The sequence below is a fragment of the Microbacterium croceum genome, assembly GCF_023091245.1.
GTDB lineage: Bacteria > Actinomycetota > Actinomycetes > Actinomycetales > Microbacteriaceae > Microbacterium > Microbacterium croceum.
On the sequence record NZ_JAHWXN010000002.1, the window covers coordinates 47,645 to 65,873 of the forward strand.

Consider the following 18,229-nt stretch of genomic DNA (forward strand, 5'->3'; position numbering starts at 1 on the left):
CCGCCGGTTTCCCGACCGGCAGCACGGTGCCCTCCCCACGCATCACCGGACCGACATCTCGATCCGTCGATGCGCCTCTCCGTCATCGATCACGATGCTCAGCGCATCGATCGAGCGCGCGCCGGAGGAGATCACCACCGATCCGTCTGCGATGCCGTCGAGGACAGCGGCGACCTGGGCCGCCGTGCGATCGCTGATCCGCGGCGCATCGGGTACGTGGCTGCCGAGCACGGCGACGCGCACGCCGCGCAACCGCGCGTCGGCAGCCGCATCGGCGAGCGCGGGGTGGTGCAGGCGTGGGGATCGGATACGGTCGCGGATCGTCCCCTCCCGCATCGTCAGCTCGGTCAGGAAGTCCTCGTCGAGCTCATCCGCGTCGCGCACGCGCTCGAGCACCTGCTGCACCTCAGCGGCGATGGCACCGAGTTCGCGACGGTACTGCGCCGCGGCGGCCCGCGCGGCCGCGGCCTTTCGCGCGCTCTCCGCAGCTTCGGAACGATGGGCACGCTCGCGCGCCACGATGCTACGCAGCGTCAGACGCCAGATCACGCCGAGGACTCCCGACATGATCGGGATGCTGAGCATGTCGACCATTCCCGCGGCGGTCTGCCCGGTGAGCGACCCCCATCCGAGGATGAGGGCGATCTGTGCGCCGAGCCCGATACCGCCGATCATCGGGTTGCCGCGCCCGATCTGGAGCGCGACCAGGTACGAGGCGAAGTAGATCACCCAGGTCTCCCCCGCTTCGTGCAGGACCGACAGCATCAACACCGTGGCGGCCAGCGTCGCAGCCGGCACCGCCCAGGCGCGCACACCACGCAAGGGCTCATCACTGCGGTGCGTCAGCACGATTGCGCCGGCGAGTACCACGAGCAGTGCAAGGAGATAGGCCGGCACCGGCGGCGAGAACAGCCCTTCGAGAGCTCCCTGCGCGATACCGCAGCACCACACGGCGATCATGGCCAACCGCGCTGCCCGGGTGGCAAGACCTGCGGCTCCGGTGCCGCTCGGCATCACCGTGGCCATGACAGAGTCACCTCCACGCCGGCATCCGGTGCGGAACGGATCTCCGCTCGTCCCCCGCTCTGCTCGATGCGACGGATGATGCTGTCGCGCACCCCCAGCCGCTCCGGCGGGACCGCCTCGACACGGAATCCGACACCGTGATCGCGCACCACTACCCGGATCCGGCCCGGCGAGATCACGGCATCGACGACCACTCTCTCTGCGCCGGAGTGGCGCCGGGCGTTGCGGATCGCCTCGGCGGCAGCAGCCGACACGTCTTGCACCACCCGTCTCGGAAGCGACCCGCCGTGATCGGTGATGCTCAGCTCCACGGACGAGAAGCGAGCGGCGCGCAGGCGGATCTCCTCCGCCGCCTCCCCGGCGGAGATCGTCGCCCCGGACTCCGACTCATCGGGGTCACCGGAGTCGCGGAGCACCAGGAGCGCATGCGCCGCTTCATCCTGCAGTTCACGCGGAACGTCTCCTTTGAACAGCGCAGCGGCCGCGAGCACAGAGAGCACCTCGTCGTGCACGAGGCGCTGCAGCTCCGCGTTGCGTTCAGCTTCCGCCTCCTGCCTGGCCTGGCGTTCCGCGGCGACACGCGCCTCCTCCTCCAGTCGCCGCAACTGCGTCAGCCGTGCACGGATCCCGATGAAGATCACCACGAACCCGATGTTGCTCACGTGGATCGGCGTCGCGGCGGCGATCACCTCCGGCACGGCGCCGGTGAAGACCCACGCCGAGAGCGCCACGGACAGACCGGAGAATACGGTGAGCACCACCGCCACGAGAGGCCGGAACAGCAGCACCAGGAGTGTCACCGAGCCCGGTTCCATCATCCAGAGCCAGGGCACGACGCCCTCGGCAGGCCCGTTGTAGGCGAAGAAAGACGCCAGCTGCAGCGTGATGACCGCGGCCGGGATCACCGCCCACAGCGTGCGCAGCACCGTCATCGGCAGCACCCGTCCCCCGACCGCGAGCACCACGAAGAGTGCGATGCAGGTCCATGACGCCACCTGCCACCAGGTGTCGAACAGCTCTGCCTGCGCGAAGAACAGCGGCGCCGCCTGCGCCCAGGCGCCGACCATCGACCCGAGTGCGATCAGCCAGCCGACCTGTCGATCCGTGCGGGGCTCAGATGCGCGCTGCTGTGAAAGCCGATTCCCCACCGGCTGCCTCCTGTACTTCTCCCGCCGATCAGTTTCGCGCATCCGGCGTCGACAACCAATATGCAATCCGTGCGCGGGTCACCGCTCCGAGCGCACGACCGCCGTCGGCGGCGCGGCTGAGGCGACGTCGCGGAGTAGCCTCGGACTGTGAGCGGTGCATCGACGATCCTGAGACAGTTCGGGCCGATGGTGTATCTGCCGACCGTGCTCTTCTCCCTCGGCGAGGGCGCCGTGATCCCGCTGATCCCCGTGATCGCCGCGCGGATGGGGGCCGATGTCGCCTTCGCCGCCCTCGTGGCATCCGCACTGGTGGTAGGGCAGCTGTGCGGCAACCTGCCCGCCGGCTGGGCGGTCGCCCGGATCGGCGAGCGCTTCACGATGGTGATCGCCGGGCTGGTATCGATGGCCGCCGCGGCGGGGATGATCTTCGCGCCGTCGATCGGTGTGCTCGCGGCCTCTGTCTTCCTGCTCGGATTCTGCGCTGCGGCGTTCGGACTCGCGCGTCACGCGTTCATGACCACCCGGGTGCCGGTGGCGTTCCGGGCGCGTGCGCTGTCGCTGCTCGGCGGCAGCTTCCGACTCGGCATCTTCATCGGGCCGTTCGTGGCGGCAGGACTCCTGCAGCTCTTCGACGCGGAAGCGGCCGCGATCTGGTTCTTCGTGGGCTGCCTGGTGCTGATGGTGCTCCTGGTCCTCGTCGGTCCGGATCCGGAGAAGGACATCCCGCCGATCACCCGCCCGTCTGCGCGGTCGTTCATCGAGGACTCCGGCGAGCCGGTGAGCGGTGCGATCCCGACCGTCGAACGCGCGGGCATCTTCCGCACCATGTGGCGGCAGCGTGCCGTGCTCGGCCGGCTCGGACTCGCGGCGGCGTCGCTCTCGGCCGTACGGTCGGCGCGCCAGGTCGTGCTCCCGCTGTGGGGGCTGTCGCTCGGGCTGGATGCCTCCACGATCGCCCTGGTGGTCGGCGTCTCCGGTGCGATCGACTTCGCCCTGTTCTACGCGAGCGGGCAGGTGATGGACCGGTTCGGACGCCTCTGGGCGGCGATGCCGGCAATGGTGCTGATGGCCGCCGCCTTCCTCGCCCTCTCCTTCACGCACGACGGTGATGCGGCCGTGCTCTGGTACGGCATGTTCGCCGCAATGCTCGGCGTCGGCAACGGACTCTCCAGCGGCATCCTGCTCACTCTCGGCGCCGACGTCGCTCCCAAGCGCGACCCCGCACCGTTCCTGGGGTCGTGGCGCACGCTGACGGATGCCGGCGGTGCGATCGCCCCACTGCTGATATCCGGGATCATCGCGATCGCCTCGCTGCCGATCGCCGCCGCCGCGATGGGCGTCGTAGGTCTGCTCGGAGCCGCCGGATTCCTGCGGTGGATCCCGCGGTTCGTCCCGCGGTCGAAAACCCGAGACTGACGCGGGCTGAGCGCGTCGACATCACGACGGCGTTGCGATGACACCGCGCTGCTGAGAGAGTGGCAGTTCGAGGAGGTCGATTATGGAGCCACACCAGCAGGAATTCAGTCAGATGCCGGGCATCAACGATAATCCCCTCGGCGCCTCCTTCCGCCAGCTCTCGGAAGAGGACACGAAGCCGCGCGCGATGCTCTGGTCGTCGATCAGTGTCGGACTGCTCGTCGTGGCGGTCGGCGTGTACTTCCTCGGCGACTGGCTCGGCTGGTTCTGAGCCGAACTCGCCTCGATAAACACGCCTCCCGCGCGCGTTACTCGAAGTAGGCCTCCCACTCCGCACCGGCGATGAGGAGTTCCCGAATGCCGCGCTTCGTTTCGCCGTGGCCGTGATGCGGCCCTCTACTCTGCCGAGCGATCCGACACCTCCAGGCGCCGTTGCTGTGGCCATTGGACTCCGCCACGCTGAACGCCCTCTCGCGAATGAACAGACCCCCACCTAGCGCCTCTAGCCAGGTGGGGGTCTGTAGTCCCGTATTCAGTTCGCTTAAAGCGCCGGAGTCTTCCCCTGGCTCTGGCCCCTGCGCAACCAGCGCTCAACCTGGACTGTCGACTAGAACCTTGCGGTGAAAAGCGTAAGGGCGACGCCCAGACACAAAAGCAACCCACCGATGGCGACACTCGCAAACAGTCTTCTGAACGTGCCGTGCGTTACAACAGCAAGAACGATATTTGCAGCGAGGAGCGCCAGGCCGAGGGGAAGGACGAACATCAACGATCCGAATGTGACAATGCCCCCGAGTACGATAGCTACATAGATCAATCGTGTACGCGCGTGGTTCGACGTATTCGTGACTTCGGACATGGTACGACCTTAGTAGATTGAGCAAACCACGGTCAGAGACTTGCCTCCGTTTCCATGGCCGTTGAGACGCAGGCAAGGACGATACTCCTGAAGGTCTATTCCTCCCGCACCGAAGATCATCTTGCGCTGAGCCCAAATACGAGCTTGACCGCCGTAGACGCCTGCGCCTTTATCGATCTGGCCCGCGTCGCGCCACCCAATCACTCCGATAGTTGACCACGAGCGGGAGAACGTTGCAGAAGTGGCACGAGTCCCGTTGCCGCACCATTTCCCCTCGGTATGGATGTCGTACAACCCGATATTCGCGGCGGAGTACGCCGTTCGCCTGACATAGCCTCCCCAGCAACCGCTCGCCGCGGCGACCGCAGACTGCGCTTCGGCCATCGACGCGTAGTCCGAACCAACAGTGCCAGACTTGACGGCCGCGGCACTGCGAGCATCGAGGGGTGTCAGCGTGACCGTCACAACCTCGTCAACCGGCAGAAAATAGTCCGTGAAGGCGATTTGGTCTTCCAATGGCAAGGCGTCAAAGGTTGCCAGGGGATCCGACGACGAATCGAGCAGCTCGTAGGTTTCCTGCGCTGCACCAGCATCGGAGCCGGTCTCGCTGTCGCTCGCGAAGGCGGGGCCAGATCCCATCGTCGCCGTGCCGACGATGCCCGCTACGGCCACCCAGCCGAGCGCAGCTTTCAAACGTCGCTTCATGGTATCTCCTTCGAATCTCCATCGAGTTGATTGATTTGAACTACCTTAGGCGACCGGACTAGAGCAAGTCTGTAGACCATTTAGGGAACAAATTGCTATATATTGGCTCTGTTCGTGCTGGATCAGGACGCAAAGAATCTGGGAGGCGCCTGCGCTCGACTTTGCGCGGTCCGCGTCTACGAACTCTGACAAGGCACGTTTCTCGGCCATCCTCCGATGCTCGGATGGTGAGACGCCGACACACTCCTTGTACGTCAACGCTGTCGTCTCGGCGAACAACAGGCTGACGATCACGCGTATCCCTGCGATGAAGCGCCGCAATCCAACTTCGTAGATGAGGAGCTGAGCTGCTAGTTGTGATGCCCAGGGACGTTGTTGCGTGAATCGCGCGTGAGCTGTTGCGAGGTGACGGCCTCCGGTTGCGAGAGTGGAGCCGTCTAGTCGATCATTCGCGTCGACGTGACCAAGTTCGGCAACGACCACATGCTCAACCAGGCAGGCAGCAACCGGCCTCAAGAGCCCCTGTGGCCGCCGACAGTTGCATCCTGGCGCTTCGCGCAGCCGAGGCCCGGAAGTCTCAAAGGCCTCCTGGACGCGACCCGACATCTCGTACGCACCAAGCAACCTGCTGCGTCGCCCCGTGATGCGCCGCTCGTCGAGCTGATCAGAGAACCGTTCATCGATCCAGATGTCGCCGACCTCTTCCGCCCACTGGTGAAGACGGCGTCGTTAGTTCCATTCCTATCCCTCTCTGACGCCGTCAGCGCAGCGCCGTACGGCTCGTCGCGGTGGACTCCAGTGGCACCCCGTCCGGGACGAAGGGCGCGAACAAAGGTGGATGCCACGGCGCGGCCATCGTCACCCGGGCGGAGACGCCGTCCGGAGTGTCTGCGGCGACGAGACTCGCATCGCCGGGCATCACGGCGATCAGCGCCAGTGCTTGGTCGCGCACCCCGGTGTCGGTCAGTTCCGCCCGCACGCTCTCGCCCTCGGCCACCAGGGTGAAGCCGTCGGCTCCGGCGAGCGCGGCGGCGTCGGCGAGGGCATCCAGTCTCTTTTGCGAAATGTAGAGATCGGTGGCGCAGACGCAGACGAAGAGCAGCGACAGAGCGAGGAGCACGTAGCCGAGCGTGAGCAGCAGCACGCTGCCCTCCTCTCCCCCGCGCTCGCCCCTTCCTCCGTGAGAACGCCTCACTGCGCGCCCCACAGCCGCGACACCTTCTGCACCGCCGATGCCTCGACCGGGATCGACAGCGCACGGTCGAGTCCGAACACGGCAGGGACGAACGGGAGGCTGACCCGGGCACCGATCGTCACGGTGACCGTGGCCCCCGACGACGGGCAGTCCGCGCCCGCCGGCACGCACGCCACCGAGACCTGCACGTCGTCCGGATCGAGTCCGTACTCCTCGGTGATCCCCTCCAGCACCGCCTCCCCTCGGATGGCGGCGGTGTCGGCATCCGAGGCCAGTGCGATGACCCGCGCGGTGTGGCGCGCGGCAGCCTCCGCCCCGAGCGTTTGCTCCTGGATCACACCGAGCACGATCACCAGATAGACGAGCGGCACCAGCAGGATCACTCCGACCGTGATGAACTCCAACGCCGCTGACCCGTCGTCATTCGTCGCCCAGGCTCTCCTCCGGCGCATGCGCCTCGACCTCCAATCCGTAGGGGATACCGAGCAGCCCGATCACCGGCAGGATCGTGCGCACCCGCACGTCGACCGTGGCTTGCCCCTGCACATCAGAGCGCTGGACGCTGATCTCCTCGGCATACTCCGCTCCGACGGCCCGCGTGATCGCGATCCGGGTGCGCTCCGCTCCCTCCGCGAGAGTCGTATCGGCGAGCGCCGCGTAGTACGCGCCCTCGACAGCCGAGTCGTGCACCACATTGCGCACGTACACAGCAACCGCGAGCTGCAGCACCGCGAGCGTGAGCACCGTGAGCAGCGTTCCCACGAGGAGGAACTCCACCGGACTCGACCCGCGGTCGTCGGAGAACGCACGAGCAACGCTCACGTCAGAGCCCGGAGACTCGTTGGATCGCCTGCTCGAAGAGCGCGGAGAGCGCGGGCCCGGCGACCGCCCAGATCAGCACCACGAGGCCCGCCGTCATGAGCGTTACCAGCACCCATCCGGGCACGTCGCCGCGCTCATCTTCGGCAAGATCGCGCAGCCGGGCAATCGCATCCGTCCGCCAGCGTCGAAGGGTCGTCATGGTCTTCCTTTCTCGGAGCGGTCAGCTGATGCCGAGCCGCAAGATGAACAAGCCGGGGTAGATCGCGAACAGGACGGACAGCGGCAGGATGAGGAACACCAACGGCAGGAGCATGAAGATCTCCTTGCGTCCTGCCTGTTCGATGAGGGTCCGCTTCGCGTCCTCCCGCGCATCTGCCGCTTGGGCGTGCAGCACCCCGGCCAGCGGCGCACCCCGCTCGAGCGCCGCGATCACCTGGTCGACTGCGCGCGTCAGCCCTGGCAGCTGCAGTCGCGCTGCCATCGCGGCGAGCGCCTCGGCGAGCGGCGAACCGGTGTTCACCGCGAGCACCACCTGGCGCAGCTCACCGGTCAACTCCCCCGAGCCGACGGTCGTGACCCGCCGCAGCGAGTCGAGGAAGCCCTCACCCGCAGAAAGGCAGAGCGCGAGGAACTCCAGCATCGTCGGCAGCTCCTCCGTCAGCCGAGCACGACGGGAGGCGACGCGTGCCGAGAGCTGCATGTCGTACGCGACACCGGCGAGCGCTCCGGCCAGCAGAGGCAGCACCGCGATCGGGGCGGTCATCCGGTCGGCGAGCACGAGGACGATCAGCACGATCGCTCCCAGTGCGATCCCCGCCAGCATCCAGCCGAGCTGTCTGCCACGGAAGGCGGACGGGTCGATCGGCGAGCCCGCCTGCGCGAGCCGCTGTCGGAGCGCGTCGCCGCCGCCGACCAGACGCTCGAACGCCCCCTGTGCCCGTTGCCAGAGCGTGCGACCACCGACCGGCAGCACGCCCGCGGTCGGGAGGATGCCACGCGGCAGGTCCTCGTCAGCGACCACATCGCGGATGTAGGGGGCGATACGCACCGCGAGCGACGGCGCCCGCCACCGCGGCAACGCCGACATCAGAGCCAGCGCTCCGGCACCGAACGCTCCGCCGAGCAGCACCGCGTTCGCGATCGCCGTGACGCCGTTCATCCGAACCACCGCCGCGGCTCCGCCAGTCGGCCGATGCGGATCATGATGCGGAACGCCACCACCGACACGACGGCTCCGATGCAGATGACGAGCATCCCTTCCGGCGTGCCGTACGCGGAGGCACCTTCCGGGCGCATCACGAGCAGCCCCAGGATGACCCACGGCGCCACCGCCCCGAGCACGGCGGCACCCCGGATCCACGACTGACGCGCCTCCACTTCACCGCGCAGTGCCGCATCGGCGCGCACCGACGCGGACAGCGCCCGCAGCACGTTCGTGAGCTCCGTCCCGCCGACCTGGCGTGCCATCCGGAGGGTCTCGACGATGCGGTCGCCGATCGGGTCCGCGAGAGCGACCTTGAGCCGATCGAGACTCGCCTCGAAGCGGCCCGTCGCCTGCAGGTCGCGGGCGAAAACGGCGAAAGCGGGGCGAAGCATCGCCGGCGCGGAGGTGCCGAGCCCGGCCACGGCGTCCGGCAGCGAGAGCCCCACCCGGATCGAGGCGACGAGCAGATCGCAGACGTCGGGCCAGAGCTGTCGCCGGAGCCGTCGCAGACGGACCCGTCGCGCCCGCAGGAACAGCACCGGCGCCACGGCGCCCGCGACGCCGGCGAGGAGAGAGAGAACAGGGATCGTCGTGAGCAACCACGCCACAGCTGCGGCGACCATCGCCGCAGCAGCGATCGCGCTCACGATCGTGCGCCGCCCGAGTGCAGCGAGTCCGGCTTCCTCCTGCAGCCGTGCGAGGCGCCCCCTTCGCGGAGACGATTCCGCTCTGGCGCGCGGCGGCCACATCCACGGCGAGACGCTCAGGAGCACGCCGGCGGCAAGGAGAGCGCCGAGCAGCAGGGTCACGACAGGACCTCGGAACGCCGCAGCGCCGCGGAGCGCCCTCCGGCGGCGAGCGCGTCAGGCGCAGCCGAGTAGATCGACCGGGCGATGATGCGCCCGTCTCTGACGTCACCGGTCGGCGCGATCACCTCCTGCACACGGCGGCGTCCGACCGCATCCCGTTCGCAGTGCACCACGAGCCCGACTGCCGCGGCGAGCGCGGGCGCGACGAATGCGCGATCGATATTGCGTCCGGCCAACAGCGGCAGGATCGTCAGCTTCTCGAGCGCCTCGACCGCCGAGTTCGCGTGCACTGTTCCCGCCCCGGGAACCCCGGTGTTCAGTGCCAGGATCAGGTCGAGGGCTTCCGCATCTCGCACCTCGCCCACCACCAGCCGGTCCGGCCGCATGCGCAGAGCCTCCTTCACCAGTCGGCGCAGCGTGATCTCGCCCGTGCCCTCCAGGCTCGCCTGCCGGCCCTGCAGCGCGACCACATCGGGCCCGGTGACCGCGAGCTCGAACGTCTCCTCGACCGTGATGATGCGCTGGCGGTCGGCGCAGGAGTCCAGAAGCGCACCGAGCAGCGTGGTCTTTCCGGCATGCGTGGCGCCGGACACGATCACGCTCACCCCATCGCGCATGGCCGTTTGCAGCAGCGTCGCCAGCGACCGCGGCATCGCTCCTTGCGCGGTGAGCGCCTCCATCGAGCGGAACTTCGGCAGGAACTTCCTGATGTTGACCGCCCAAGAGCCTCGCACGACATCGGCGATCGCCACGTGCAGGCGAGATCCGTCCGGGAGCGAGGCGTCGACGAACGGCTGGCTGATGTCGACGCGGCGGCCGGTCGACTGCAGCATCCGCTCCACGAGATCGCGCATCGTCGCATCCGTCAGATGCAGATCGATCCGCTCCGCGACCCCACCCCGAGCGACGTGCACGTGGGCGGGACCGTTCAGCCAGATCTCCTCGATCTCGGGATCGTCGAGCAGCGGCTGCAGCACGCCGAAGCCGCTCACCGACGCGAGCACATCGCGCACGCAGGCCGCCTCGTCCTCGATCAGCTGTTCGCCGCGCGAGAGCGCCAGATCGTTGTGTCGACGCACCTCCGAGACCGCGACACGACGCAGAGCCTCCGGGTCGATCGAGGGGTCGCTGCTCTCCGCACGCAACCGCAGTCGCACGCGCTCGGCGACGACGGCAGAGGGGTGATTCACCCGTGCATCCTCGCAAGAATCCCGTTCCCGGCTCCGAAGTTATCCACATGCGGTCTGCGGCGAGCGCGCCGGCGAGCAACTGCGGGCTGATCCCCAGATTCTCGTTTCGTCTGATCAGTAGACTGATTCCACCGCGCGGGAGTGGTGAAATTGGCAGACACGCAGGATTTAGGTTCCTGTGCCCTAGGGCGTGTGGGTTCAAGTCCCACCTTCCGCACTGATCGATCGCACCGTACGCGCTCGACCTCTTGACCGCCGCACACATCTCCACGACGGGACACCGATGCATCACGCCGCTCTCATCCCCTGGCTCGACCCCGCGATGATCATCGGCACCGCCGGGCCCTGGGCACTGCTCGTGGTGTGCTTCATCGTCTTCGCCGAGACGGGACTGCTGGTCGGATTCCTGCTCCCGGGTGACACGCTGCTCGTGATCGCCGGTCTGCTGTCGCACCCGGTCGCCGGCTCGGAGCACGGCGTCTTCGGCATCAACGTGTGGTTCGTCGCGCTGCTGATCGGTCTGTCCGCGTTCATCGGCGGCGAGGTCGGTTATGTCATCGGGCACAAGGGCGGGCCCGCCGTCTTCGAACGCAAGGAATCCGGGCTGTTCAGCAAGAAGAACGTCGAGCGCACGAACGCGTTCTTCGAGCGCTTCGGCGGCATCACGGTCATCCTGGCCCGCTTCGTCCCGATCGTGCGCACCTTCGCTCCCGTGGCCGCGGGTGTCGGACACATGCCGTGGCGCCGCTACACGCTCTACAACCTCATCGGCGCGATCCTCTGGGGCTTCGGTCTGACGATGTTCGGATACGCCATCGGGTTCATCCCCCCGGTCGCCCACTTCGTCGAGAGCTACATCGACCTGATCCTGCTCGCCGCGGTCGGCGGCACCGCCCTGATCACCCTGTGGCACTACCTGTCCGAGCGTCACAAGGCTAAGAAGGCCGCTGCCGCCGGTGAAGATGTCGTCACCGACGCCACCGAGGCAGAGGAGCTCGTACTCGACGCCGAGGTGTTCGACCGCGCCCCCGACCTCGACGGCGACGGCACGCACTGATCACCATCCGGTCCTCGTCGCTGCGAGGACCGGGGATCAGCCGGCGTTCTGCGCCCGCTGCTCCTTCGACTTCGCCACGCTCGCCCGCAGTGCTTCCATGAGGTCGATGACCTCCCCGCTCTGGGCGTCCGACTCCTTCTCGCCGAAGGTGTCGGAGACGTCGAACGTGTCGCCCGCCTCGATCTTGGCGTCGATGAGAGTGCGCAGCTCCTTCTGGTACTCGTCGACGAATTCCTCCGCGTCGAAGTCCGATGAGTAGCTCTCCACGAGGGATGCCGACAGCTCCAGTTCCTTCTTCGAGATGCGGACGTCCTCATCCAGGGCAGGGAACTCCGCCTCGCGCACCTCATCGGCCCACAGCAGCGTCTGCAGCACCAGCACCTTGCCACGCACCCGCAGCGCGGCCAGCCGGGTCTTCTGCCGCAGCGTGAACCGCACGATGGCGGTGCGGTCGGTCTGCTCGAGCGTCTTGCGCAGCAGCACATACGCCTTGGGCGAAGTCGAGTCGGGCTCGAGGTAGTACGGCTTGTCGAGCGTGAGCAGATCGACCTGATCCGATGGCACGAACTCGACCACGTCGATCTCACGGCTCTTCTCGGCCGGCAGGGCCGCGAGATCGTCCTTGGTGAGCACGACGGTCTGCCCTTCATCGACATAGGCCTTGTCGATGTCGGCGAACGCGACGGTCTCCCCGCACACTTCGCACGTGCGCTGGTAGCGGATGCGTCCGCCATCCTTCTCGTGCACCTGATGCAGCGACACGTCGTGGTCCTCGGTGGCGGAGTACACCTTCACCGGCACGTTGACGAGCCCGAATGTCAGCGCGCCCTTCCAGATCGTCCTCATGTGACCAGTAGACACCAGCCGCGCCCACGGCGGCTAGCCCCGCGGGGCCTGCGCGCCGCTAGCCTGGCGTCATGGCGAGCGACGGGCAGATCGTGCAGATCGACGGCCGCCGCCTGCGCGTCACCAATCTCGACAAGGTCGTCTACCCCGAGACAGGTACGACCAAGGGCGAGATCATCGCCTACTACTCGACGATCGCCCCGCAGCTCCTGCCCCTGCTCGCCGGACGCCCTGTCACGCGCAAGCGCTGGGTGGAGGGCGTGGGCACGGCGGATGCCCCGGCCGATGCCTTCTTCACGAAGCAGCTCGAGCGCGGCGCTCCGGAGTGGATTCCGCGCCAGGAGATCCAGCATTCCGACGGTGCCAAGGAGTATCCGCTCGTGCAGGACGTGCCGACGCTGGTGTGGCTGGCCCAGGTCGCCGCGATCGAGCTGCATGTGCCGCAGTGGCGGTTCACCGCCGAAGGGCTGCCAGGGAGGCCGGACCGGCTCGTGCTCGACCTCGACCCGGGACCCGGCGTCGATCTGGTGCAGTGCGCGGCGGTCGCCCGCATCGCCCGCGGCATCCTCACTGGCATGGGACTCGACCCGCTGCCGGTGACGAGCGGATCCAAGGGCATCCACCTCTACGCGGCACTGCCCGGTGAGCAGACCAGCGACGAGATCTCCGCGGTCGTGAAGCAACTCGCCCGGCTCATCGAGGACGAGCACCCCGACCTCGCGACCGCGACGATGTCGAAAGCGGTGCGCGGCGGTCGCGTGTTCCTGGACTGGAGCCAGAACAACGGCAAGAAGACCACGATCTCGCCGTACTCGCTCCGGGGCCGCGCGCGGCCCTGGGTCGCCGCTCCCCGCACGTGGGAGGAACTCGACGACCCCGATCTCGCACAGCTGGAGATCGATGCGGTGCTCGCGCGCGCCGCGGCCGGTATCGATCCGCTGGCCGGTCTCCGCGGCGAGGCTCCCGCCACCGCGCCGCCCATCGCGCCCCGCCATCCGCACCGCTACCCGCGGGCATCAGCGGCCGTGGCATCCGCTGCGCAGAAGCCCACGCTGTCGCCGATGCTCGCCGAGAACGGCACTCCCGCACTGGCCCGGAGCCTGAGCACCCCGTCGTGGGTGGAGGTGAAGTGGGATGGCATCCGCGCCGTCGGCACCTGGTCCCACGGACGGATGCTGCTGCACGCCCGCAGCGGCACCGACATCACGGCGCGGTATCCCGAGCTCACCGCCGACGGCGCACCGTTCCTCCCCGCCTCGGATGCCGTCGTCGACGGCGAGATCGTGGCGTTCGACGATCACGGCCGACCGAGCTTCTCGTTGCTGCAGAACCGGATGCACCTGACGCGTCCGCGGGAGATCGAGCGCGAGGTCGTGCGCACACCGATCGTCTACCTGCTCTTCGATCTGATCCGCCTCGACGGCCACGACCTCACCGACATGCCGCTCCGACAGCGACGCACGCTGCTGCAGGACCTGGCCGAAGAACTCGATGCCCCGGTGAAGGTCCCTCCGGTCTTCGACGACGTCGATGCCGCCCTCGCCGCAAGCCGGGAGTTCGGACTCGAAGGCGTCGTCGCCAAGGATCCGTCGTCGCGGTATCGGCCGGGGCAGCGTTCCCCGTCGTGGCTCAAGGTCAAGCACACGCTCATGCAGGAGGCGGTGATCGTCGGCATCCGCCCCGGCAAGGGCGACCGCGAGAGCACGCTCGGTTCGCTCCTGCTCGCCGTCCGCGACTCGGCGGGCGGGGCGCTGCGCTACGTCGGACGGGTAGGCACCGGATTCACCGAACGCTCGCTGCGTGACCTGTTGGCGCGTCTCGAGCCGCTGCGGATCGACTCTGCTCCGCTGAACGGCGTCCCGGCGCTCGACGCCGCGGATGCACTCTGGGTGCGGCCGGAACTGGTCGGCGAGGTCGAGTTCGCGAACTGGACGCCCGACGGCGTGCTGCGGCACGCACGCTGGCGAGGACTTCGCCCTGACAAGGCGGCGGAAGACGTGGTGCGCGAGGCCTGAACGCGGTCAGGCGTGATGCGGTTCGCAGTCGGACTGCTCGGCGGGTTCGATCTGGAAGGTGGAATGCTCCACATCGAAATGGTCGGCGAGGCACGACTGCAGGTCGGAGAGCAGTCTCGCCGATCGCCCGTCCGCCGGATACGCCGGATCGACGCTGACGTGCGCACTGAAGACGGGGGCTCCACGCGTGAGCTGCCACACGTGCACGTCGTGCACGCCCGTCACGCCCTCGTAGTCCAGCAGGTGCTGTCGGATGTCGCTCACCGCGGTGCCCTTCGGCGCGGACTCCGAGAGCACCGAGAACACCTCACGGAGCAGCGAGATCGCCCGCGGGATGATCATCACCGCGATGAACATCGAGGCGATGGCATCCGCCGGCATCCAGCCGGTCGCGACGATCACGATGGCCGCCACGATGACCGCGGCAGAGCCGATGAGGTCGCCCATGACCTCCAGATACGCGCCGCGCACGTTGATGCTGGTGCGCTGTGCGCGGCTCAGCAGCCACATCGAGACACCGTTCGCGAGGAGTCCGATGATCGCGACCACGAGCATCAGCGGACCGGCGACCTCGACATCACTCGGGTTCAGCAGCCGACCGACCGCTTCGATCCCGACCCACCCGGCGAGGAGGATCAGGATCACGGCGTTGATCAGTGCTCCGAACACCTCGGCACGCTGGTATCCGAACGTGCGACGATCGTCGGCCGGACGCGCCGCGACCGCCGCCGCGATGAGCGCGATCACGAGAGCGGACGCGTCGGTGAACATATGCGCGGCATCGGCGAGCAGCGCGAGCGAGCCGGTCAGGATCGCCCCGACGACCTGTACGAGCATGATGCTCGCGGTCAGGCAGAGCGAGATCGTCAGCAGGCGGCGATGGCCTGCCGAACGGATGCCGCCGGCAGCGGGAGCGTGATCGTGCATGTCTTCAGGCTAGACCGGGAATCCCTGTCGAGAGGCTGATTTCCGCTAGTCGGGAAGGGTAACGAGAACCATGATCAGCCGCGGGGCGAGCGAGCAGACGACGAAGGCTGACGAACCGACGTCAGTTCGACCTGCGTCCCATCACGGACGCACGTAGCTGAGCACCACGCAGCCGTTGTCGAAGGCGCGCACCTCCTCCAACGCGAACAGCGTCGGCGCGAAGCCGTGGCGGGTCATCGGTATGCCGGAGCCGGCGATCACCGGATACTTCTTCACGATCAGACGATCGATCTCATCGAGCAGCTCACCGGCGAGACCCGCGCCTCCGGCGAGATAGATCCCAAGACCGTCCTCGGCTTTGAGCTCCTGCACGCGGCGGAGAGGATCGGTGCGGACGATCTCCACGTTCGGCTCGCCCGGGTCGGCCAGCGTCGTGCTGCACACGAGGGTGCGCAGCTGCGCATACGGATCCGTGATGCCGAACCGGAGCGCCGGCTCGTAGGTGCGGCGCCCCATGACCACGGTGTCGAACCGCGTCACGGGGGCGTCCGCTTCTCCGCGCCGCGCCCGCACGTGCGCGGGCTGGACGTCGGCGAGCTCGGTGCCGAGCATCTCCTCGAACGCCGGTGTGAGGGGATAGAAGTCGACCTCGTCGTCGGGCCCGGCGATGAAGCCGTCGAGAGTGACGCCGATGCAGTACGTGAGTTGTCGCATGCGACACACCATAACCACTACGTGCGAAGTACGTCAAGCGTAGTGGTTATGGTGTGGGTGTCAGAGCTTCTCGAGGAGCGGCACGAGCTCGGCGAATGCGCGGGCGCGATGGGACTGCGCTTGCTTCTCCTCGGCGCTGAAGTCGCCGACCGTGCGCTCGGTTCCCTCCTTCTGCCCGTCCGGGATGAAGATAGGGTCATAACCGAATCCGCCGCCGCCCGATGCCCCCTGCGCGAGGCGCCCCGGCCACTCGCCGACGACCACGTACTCCCGCCCCTCCGGCGTGACGAGAGCGATCGTCGAGTTGAAGTGCGCCCTGCGATGGGGATCGGCGATGTCGCGCAGCTGGTCGAGCAGCAGCTCCAGGTTCGCGGCCGCATCCTTACGCTGTCCCGCCCAGTACGCCGAGAAGACCCCGGGCGAGCCACCCAGCACGTCGACGCAGATCCCGGAGTCGTCGGCGAGCGCCGCCAATCCCGTGTGCGCTGATGCGGCCCGCGCCTTGAGGAGCGCGTTCTCGGCGAACGTCACGCCATCTTCGACCGGCTCCGGACCGTCATAGGCGACGACCTCCAGGTCCGGACGGGTCTGCGCGACGATCTGCTGGAACTCCGCGACCTTGTGCGGATTGTGGGTCGCGAGGACGACCTTCATCACTCGCCCGCCAGGGCCGCCGTCTGCAGGTCCTTCAGCGTCGCGCAGCCGGCGACGCCGAGGTCGAGCAGGGCATCCAGCTCGCGCTTGTCGAACGGCGCACCCTCCGCCGTCCCCTGTACCTCGACGAACAGGCCGCGGCCCGTCACGACGACGTTCATGTCGGTCTCCGCGCGCACATCCTCGACGTATGCCAGATCGAGCATGGGCTCACCGTCGATGATGCCGACCGAGACCGCGGCGACCGAGTCGAGCAGCGGAGTGGAGTTCTTGCCGATGAACTTCTTGGCGCGGCCCCACTCGATGGCGTCGGCCAGCGCGACGTAGGCGCCGGTGATCGCCGCGGTGCGCGTGCCTCCGTCAGCCTGCAGCACGTCGCAGTCGATGACGATGGTGTTCTCGCCCAGGGCCTTGGTATCGACCACGGCGCGCAGAGCACGACCGATCAGGCGCGAGATCTCGTGCGTGCGTCCGCCGATGCGCCCCTTCACGCTCTCACGGTCGTTGCGGCTGTTCGTCGCCCGGGGCAGCATCGCATACTCGGCGGTCACCCACCCCTTGCCCTTGCCCGTCAGCCAGCGCGGAACGCCGTTGGTGAAGGATGCCGTGCACAGCACCTTCGTGCCGCCGAAGCTGATCAGCGCGGATCCCTCAGCTTGTGCGCTCCATCCGCGCTCGATGGTGATCTCGCGGAGCTGATCGGTGGAACGGCCGTCGGCGCGGACGATTTCGGTCATGGTCTTCTTTCGAGTGGGGGGAGGGAGGACCGCGCCGCGTCAGTACGGCTCGGAGAGGGATTCGGGAAGAGTGATGACGCCGGTCTGCACCAGCTGCACGTCACGGACCTCGCGGCCCATGAGACGGTTGGCGAGGGCGGTGAACTCCGTGGCGGAGTCGCCGGTCGCCTCGTACACGTAGGTCGCGGTCGCATCCGGCGAGGCGAGGAGATCATCGCGGACCAGCTGTCGGTACACGTCACCCGCGGTCTCGTCATCGCTGGAGACGAGGGTCACACCCTCGCCCATCACGTAGCTGATGGCGCCGCGGAGGAACGGATAATGCGTGCAGCCCAGCACGAGCGTGTCGACCCCGGCATCGCGCAGCGGGGCCAGGTACTCCTCGGCGACCGCCAGCACTTCGGGTGTGCCGGTGATGCCCGCCTCGACGAACTCGACGAAGCGCGGACAGGCGGCGGTGAAGACCTCGAGCCGCTCGTTCACCTCGAGCATGTCCTGGTAGGCGCGCGAGCCGATCGTGCCGATCGTGCCGATGACGCCCACCCGCCCGTTGCGGGTCGTGGAGACGGCCCGACGCACTGCCGGGCCGATGACCTCCACCACGGGGATGTCGTAGCGCTCTCTGGCATCGCGCAGCATCGCCGACGACGCCGTGTTGCACGCGATCACGAGCATCTTGACGCCCTGATCGACCAGGGTGTCGAGCACTTCGAGCGAGTAGCGGCGCACGTCGGCGATCGGCTTCGGCCCGTATGGCGAGTGCGCTGTGTCGCCGATGTAGACGAACGATTCACGGGGCAGCTGGGCGCGAATGGCCCGTGCCACCGTGAGCCCGCCGACACCGGAGTCGAAGATCCCGATCGGCGCGTCGTTCATGACTCCCCAGCCTACCCGCGTCGGAGCCG

At 67.8% G+C, this 18,229-nt stretch carries 20 protein-coding genes and 1 tRNA gene; 5 read left to right on the top strand and 16 right to left on the bottom strand.

Translation table 11 applies throughout. The features are described from left to right. Nucleotides 1-42 precede the first annotated feature (42 nt). The gene (locus tag KZC51_RS14265; RefSeq protein WP_247630703.1) at nucleotides 43-1,026 is read right to left on the bottom strand and encodes a DUF8320 family protein; all 984 of its coding nucleotides are present in this window, start codon (nucleotides 1,024-1,026) and stop codon (nucleotides 43-45) included. After that, on the bottom strand, nucleotides 1,014-2,174 hold the full coding sequence (locus tag KZC51_RS14270; protein WP_247630704.1) for a sensor histidine kinase: 1,161 nt from the start codon (nucleotides 2,172-2,174) through the stop codon (nucleotides 1,014-1,016). Before KZC51_RS14270 ends, KZC51_RS14265 begins: the two co-directional genes overlap by 13 nt. Before the next feature lie 186 nt (nucleotides 2,175-2,360). Here KZC51_RS14270 and KZC51_RS14275 point away from each other — a divergent pair, with 186 nt between their 5' ends. Together KZC51_RS14275 and KZC51_RS14280 are read left to right on the top strand one after the other, a co-directional pair. Next, nucleotides 2,361-3,590: an MFS transporter gene (locus KZC51_RS14275; RefSeq protein ID WP_247631292.1), complete on the top strand. Its 1,230-nt coding sequence runs from the start codon at nucleotides 2,361-2,363 to the stop codon at nucleotides 3,588-3,590. Between the two features lie 82 nt (nucleotides 3,591-3,672). Beyond that, on the top strand, nucleotides 3,673-3,861 hold the full coding sequence (locus tag KZC51_RS14280) for a hypothetical protein (RefSeq protein ID WP_141871340.1): 189 nt from the start codon (nucleotides 3,673-3,675) through the stop codon (nucleotides 3,859-3,861). Between the two features lie 597 nt (nucleotides 3,862-4,458). Here KZC51_RS14280 and KZC51_RS14285 read toward each other — a convergent pair. From KZC51_RS14285 to KZC51_RS14320, 8 genes are all read right to left on the bottom strand, one after another. After that, a complete protein-coding gene (locus tag KZC51_RS14285; RefSeq protein WP_247630705.1) occupies nucleotides 4,459-5,154 on the bottom strand; it encodes a hypothetical protein in 696 nt (231 codons plus the stop codon). Nucleotides 5,155-5,914: 760 nt separating this feature from the next. Further along, nucleotides 5,915-6,298, bottom strand: a complete 384-nt coding sequence (locus tag KZC51_RS14290; protein ID WP_247630706.1) for a hypothetical protein — start codon at nucleotides 6,296-6,298, stop codon at nucleotides 5,915-5,917. 47 nt (nucleotides 6,299-6,345) lie between these two features. After that, nucleotides 6,346-6,801, bottom strand: a complete 456-nt coding sequence (locus KZC51_RS14295) for a TadE family protein (RefSeq protein WP_247630707.1) — start codon at nucleotides 6,799-6,801, stop codon at nucleotides 6,346-6,348. Further along, the gene (locus KZC51_RS14300) at nucleotides 6,770-7,171 is read right to left on the bottom strand and encodes a TadE/TadG family type IV pilus assembly protein (protein ID WP_247630708.1); all 402 of its coding nucleotides are present in this window, start codon (nucleotides 7,169-7,171) and stop codon (nucleotides 6,770-6,772) included. The genes KZC51_RS14295 and KZC51_RS14300 overlap by 32 nt, the downstream gene beginning before the upstream one ends. Before the next feature lies 1 nt (nucleotide 7,172). Further along, the gene (locus tag KZC51_RS14305) at nucleotides 7,173-7,370 is read right to left on the bottom strand and encodes a hypothetical protein (RefSeq protein WP_247630709.1); all 198 of its coding nucleotides are present in this window, start codon (nucleotides 7,368-7,370) and stop codon (nucleotides 7,173-7,175) included. Nucleotides 7,371-7,391: 21 nt separating this feature from the next. Then, nucleotides 7,392-8,330, bottom strand: coding sequence for a type II secretion system F family protein (locus tag KZC51_RS14310; protein ID WP_247630710.1), 939 nt, complete (start codon nucleotides 8,328-8,330; stop codon nucleotides 7,392-7,394). Next, on the bottom strand, nucleotides 8,327-9,184 hold the full coding sequence (locus KZC51_RS14315) for a type II secretion system F family protein (protein ID WP_247630711.1): 858 nt from the start codon (nucleotides 9,182-9,184) through the stop codon (nucleotides 8,327-8,329). Before KZC51_RS14315 ends, KZC51_RS14310 begins: the two co-directional genes overlap by 4 nt. Next, nucleotides 9,181-10,374: a TadA family conjugal transfer-associated ATPase gene (locus tag KZC51_RS14320; RefSeq protein ID WP_247630712.1), complete on the bottom strand. Its 1,194-nt coding sequence runs from the start codon at nucleotides 10,372-10,374 to the stop codon at nucleotides 9,181-9,183. The genes KZC51_RS14315 and KZC51_RS14320 overlap by 4 nt, the downstream gene beginning before the upstream one ends. 135 nt (nucleotides 10,375-10,509) lie before the next feature. Here KZC51_RS14320 and KZC51_RS14325 point away from each other — a divergent pair. Both KZC51_RS14325 and KZC51_RS14330 read left to right on the top strand, forming a co-directional pair. Further along, nucleotides 10,510-10,591, top strand: a tRNA-Leu gene (locus KZC51_RS14325). A 66-nt stretch (nucleotides 10,592-10,657) separates the two neighbouring features. Further along, nucleotides 10,658-11,431, top strand: coding sequence for a DedA family protein (locus KZC51_RS14330; protein ID WP_247630713.1), 774 nt, complete (start codon nucleotides 10,658-10,660; stop codon nucleotides 11,429-11,431). Nucleotides 11,432-11,467: 36 nt separating this feature from the next. On the opposite strand, the gene ku is transcribed toward KZC51_RS14330, so the two are convergent. Then, a complete protein-coding gene (gene ku / locus KZC51_RS14335; protein ID WP_247630714.1) occupies nucleotides 11,468-12,277 on the bottom strand; it encodes a non-homologous end joining protein Ku in 810 nt (269 codons plus the stop codon). Between the two features lie 71 nt (nucleotides 12,278-12,348). On the opposite strand from ku, the gene ligD reads away from it, so the two are divergent. Continuing rightward, nucleotides 12,349-14,292 carry a non-homologous end-joining DNA ligase gene (gene ligD, locus KZC51_RS14340; protein WP_247630715.1) on the top strand — a complete coding sequence of 648 codons (1,944 nt, stop codon included), beginning with the start codon at nucleotides 12,349-12,351 and terminating at the stop codon, nucleotides 14,290-14,292. Between the two features lie 6 nt (nucleotides 14,293-14,298). Here the strand turns inward: ligD and KZC51_RS14345 are convergent, their stop codons facing one another. The 5 genes from KZC51_RS14345 to murI all read right to left on the bottom strand — a co-directional run bounded on the left by KZC51_RS14345 (nucleotide 14,299) and on the right by murI (nucleotide 18,200). Next, on the bottom strand, nucleotides 14,299-15,219 hold the full coding sequence (locus tag KZC51_RS14345) for a cation diffusion facilitator family transporter (RefSeq protein WP_247630716.1): 921 nt from the start codon (nucleotides 15,217-15,219) through the stop codon (nucleotides 14,299-14,301). Nucleotides 15,220-15,360: 141 nt separating this feature from the next. Continuing rightward, nucleotides 15,361-15,933 carry a dihydrofolate reductase family protein gene (locus tag KZC51_RS14350; protein WP_247630717.1) on the bottom strand — a complete coding sequence of 191 codons (573 nt, stop codon included), beginning with the start codon at nucleotides 15,931-15,933 and terminating at the stop codon, nucleotides 15,361-15,363. 60 nt (nucleotides 15,934-15,993) lie between these two features. After that, complete coding sequence (gene rdgB, locus KZC51_RS14355) at nucleotides 15,994-16,587, bottom strand: RdgB/HAM1 family non-canonical purine NTP pyrophosphatase (protein WP_247631293.1); 594 nt, start codon at nucleotides 16,585-16,587, stop codon at nucleotides 15,994-15,996. Continuing rightward, nucleotides 16,587-17,324: a ribonuclease PH gene (gene rph / locus KZC51_RS14360; protein ID WP_247630718.1), complete on the bottom strand. Its 738-nt coding sequence runs from the start codon at nucleotides 17,322-17,324 to the stop codon at nucleotides 16,587-16,589. Before rph ends, rdgB begins: the two co-directional genes overlap by 1 nt. Before the next feature lie 39 nt (nucleotides 17,325-17,363). Further along, nucleotides 17,364-18,200: a glutamate racemase gene (gene murI, locus KZC51_RS14365; RefSeq protein ID WP_247630719.1), complete on the bottom strand. Its 837-nt coding sequence runs from the start codon at nucleotides 18,198-18,200 to the stop codon at nucleotides 17,364-17,366. Nucleotides 18,201-18,229: the final 29 nt, after the last annotated feature.

Excerpts from the sequence above, each read along its gene's own strand:
- KZC51_RS14265 (WP_247630703.1), bottom strand. The coding sequence starts at position 1,026 with ATGGCCACGGTGATGCCGAGCGGCACCGGAGCCGCAGGTCTTGCCACC.
- KZC51_RS14275 (WP_247631292.1), top strand. The coding sequence starts at position 2,361 with ATGGTGTATCTGCCGACCGTGCTCTTCTCCCTCGGCGAGGGCGCCGTG.
- KZC51_RS14280 (WP_141871340.1), top strand. The coding sequence starts at position 3,673 with ATGGAGCCACACCAGCAGGAATTCAGTCAGATGCCGGGCATCAACGAT.
- KZC51_RS14285 (WP_247630705.1), bottom strand. The coding sequence starts at position 5,154 with ATGAAGCGACGTTTGAAAGCTGCGCTCGGCTGGGTGGCCGTAGCGGGC.
- KZC51_RS14295 (WP_247630707.1), bottom strand. The coding sequence starts at position 6,801 with ATGCGCCGGAGGAGAGCCTGGGCGACGAATGACGACGGGTCAGCGGCG.
- KZC51_RS14305 (WP_247630709.1), bottom strand. The coding sequence starts at position 7,370 with ATGACGACCCTTCGACGCTGGCGGACGGATGCGATTGCCCGGCTGCGC.
- KZC51_RS14310 (WP_247630710.1), bottom strand. The coding sequence starts at position 8,330 with ATGAACGGCGTCACGGCGATCGCGAACGCGGTGCTGCTCGGCGGAGCG.
- KZC51_RS14330 (WP_247630713.1), top strand. The coding sequence starts at position 10,658 with ATGCATCACGCCGCTCTCATCCCCTGGCTCGACCCCGCGATGATCATC.
- ku (WP_247630714.1), bottom strand. The coding sequence starts at position 12,277 with ATGAGGACGATCTGGAAGGGCGCGCTGACATTCGGGCTCGTCAACGTG.
- ligD (WP_247630715.1), top strand. The coding sequence starts at position 12,349 with ATGGCGAGCGACGGGCAGATCGTGCAGATCGACGGCCGCCGCCTGCGC.
- KZC51_RS14345 (WP_247630716.1), bottom strand. The coding sequence starts at position 15,219 with ATGCACGATCACGCTCCCGCTGCCGGCGGCATCCGTTCGGCAGGCCAT.
- KZC51_RS14350 (WP_247630717.1), bottom strand. The coding sequence starts at position 15,933 with ATGCGACAACTCACGTACTGCATCGGCGTCACTCTCGACGGCTTCATC.
- rdgB (WP_247631293.1), bottom strand. The coding sequence starts at position 16,587 with ATGAAGGTCGTCCTCGCGACCCACAATCCGCACAAGGTCGCGGAGTTC.
- rph (WP_247630718.1), bottom strand. The coding sequence starts at position 17,324 with ATGACCGAAATCGTCCGCGCCGACGGCCGTTCCACCGATCAGCTCCGC.
- murI (WP_247630719.1), bottom strand. The coding sequence starts at position 18,200 with ATGAACGACGCGCCGATCGGGATCTTCGACTCCGGTGTCGGCGGGCTC.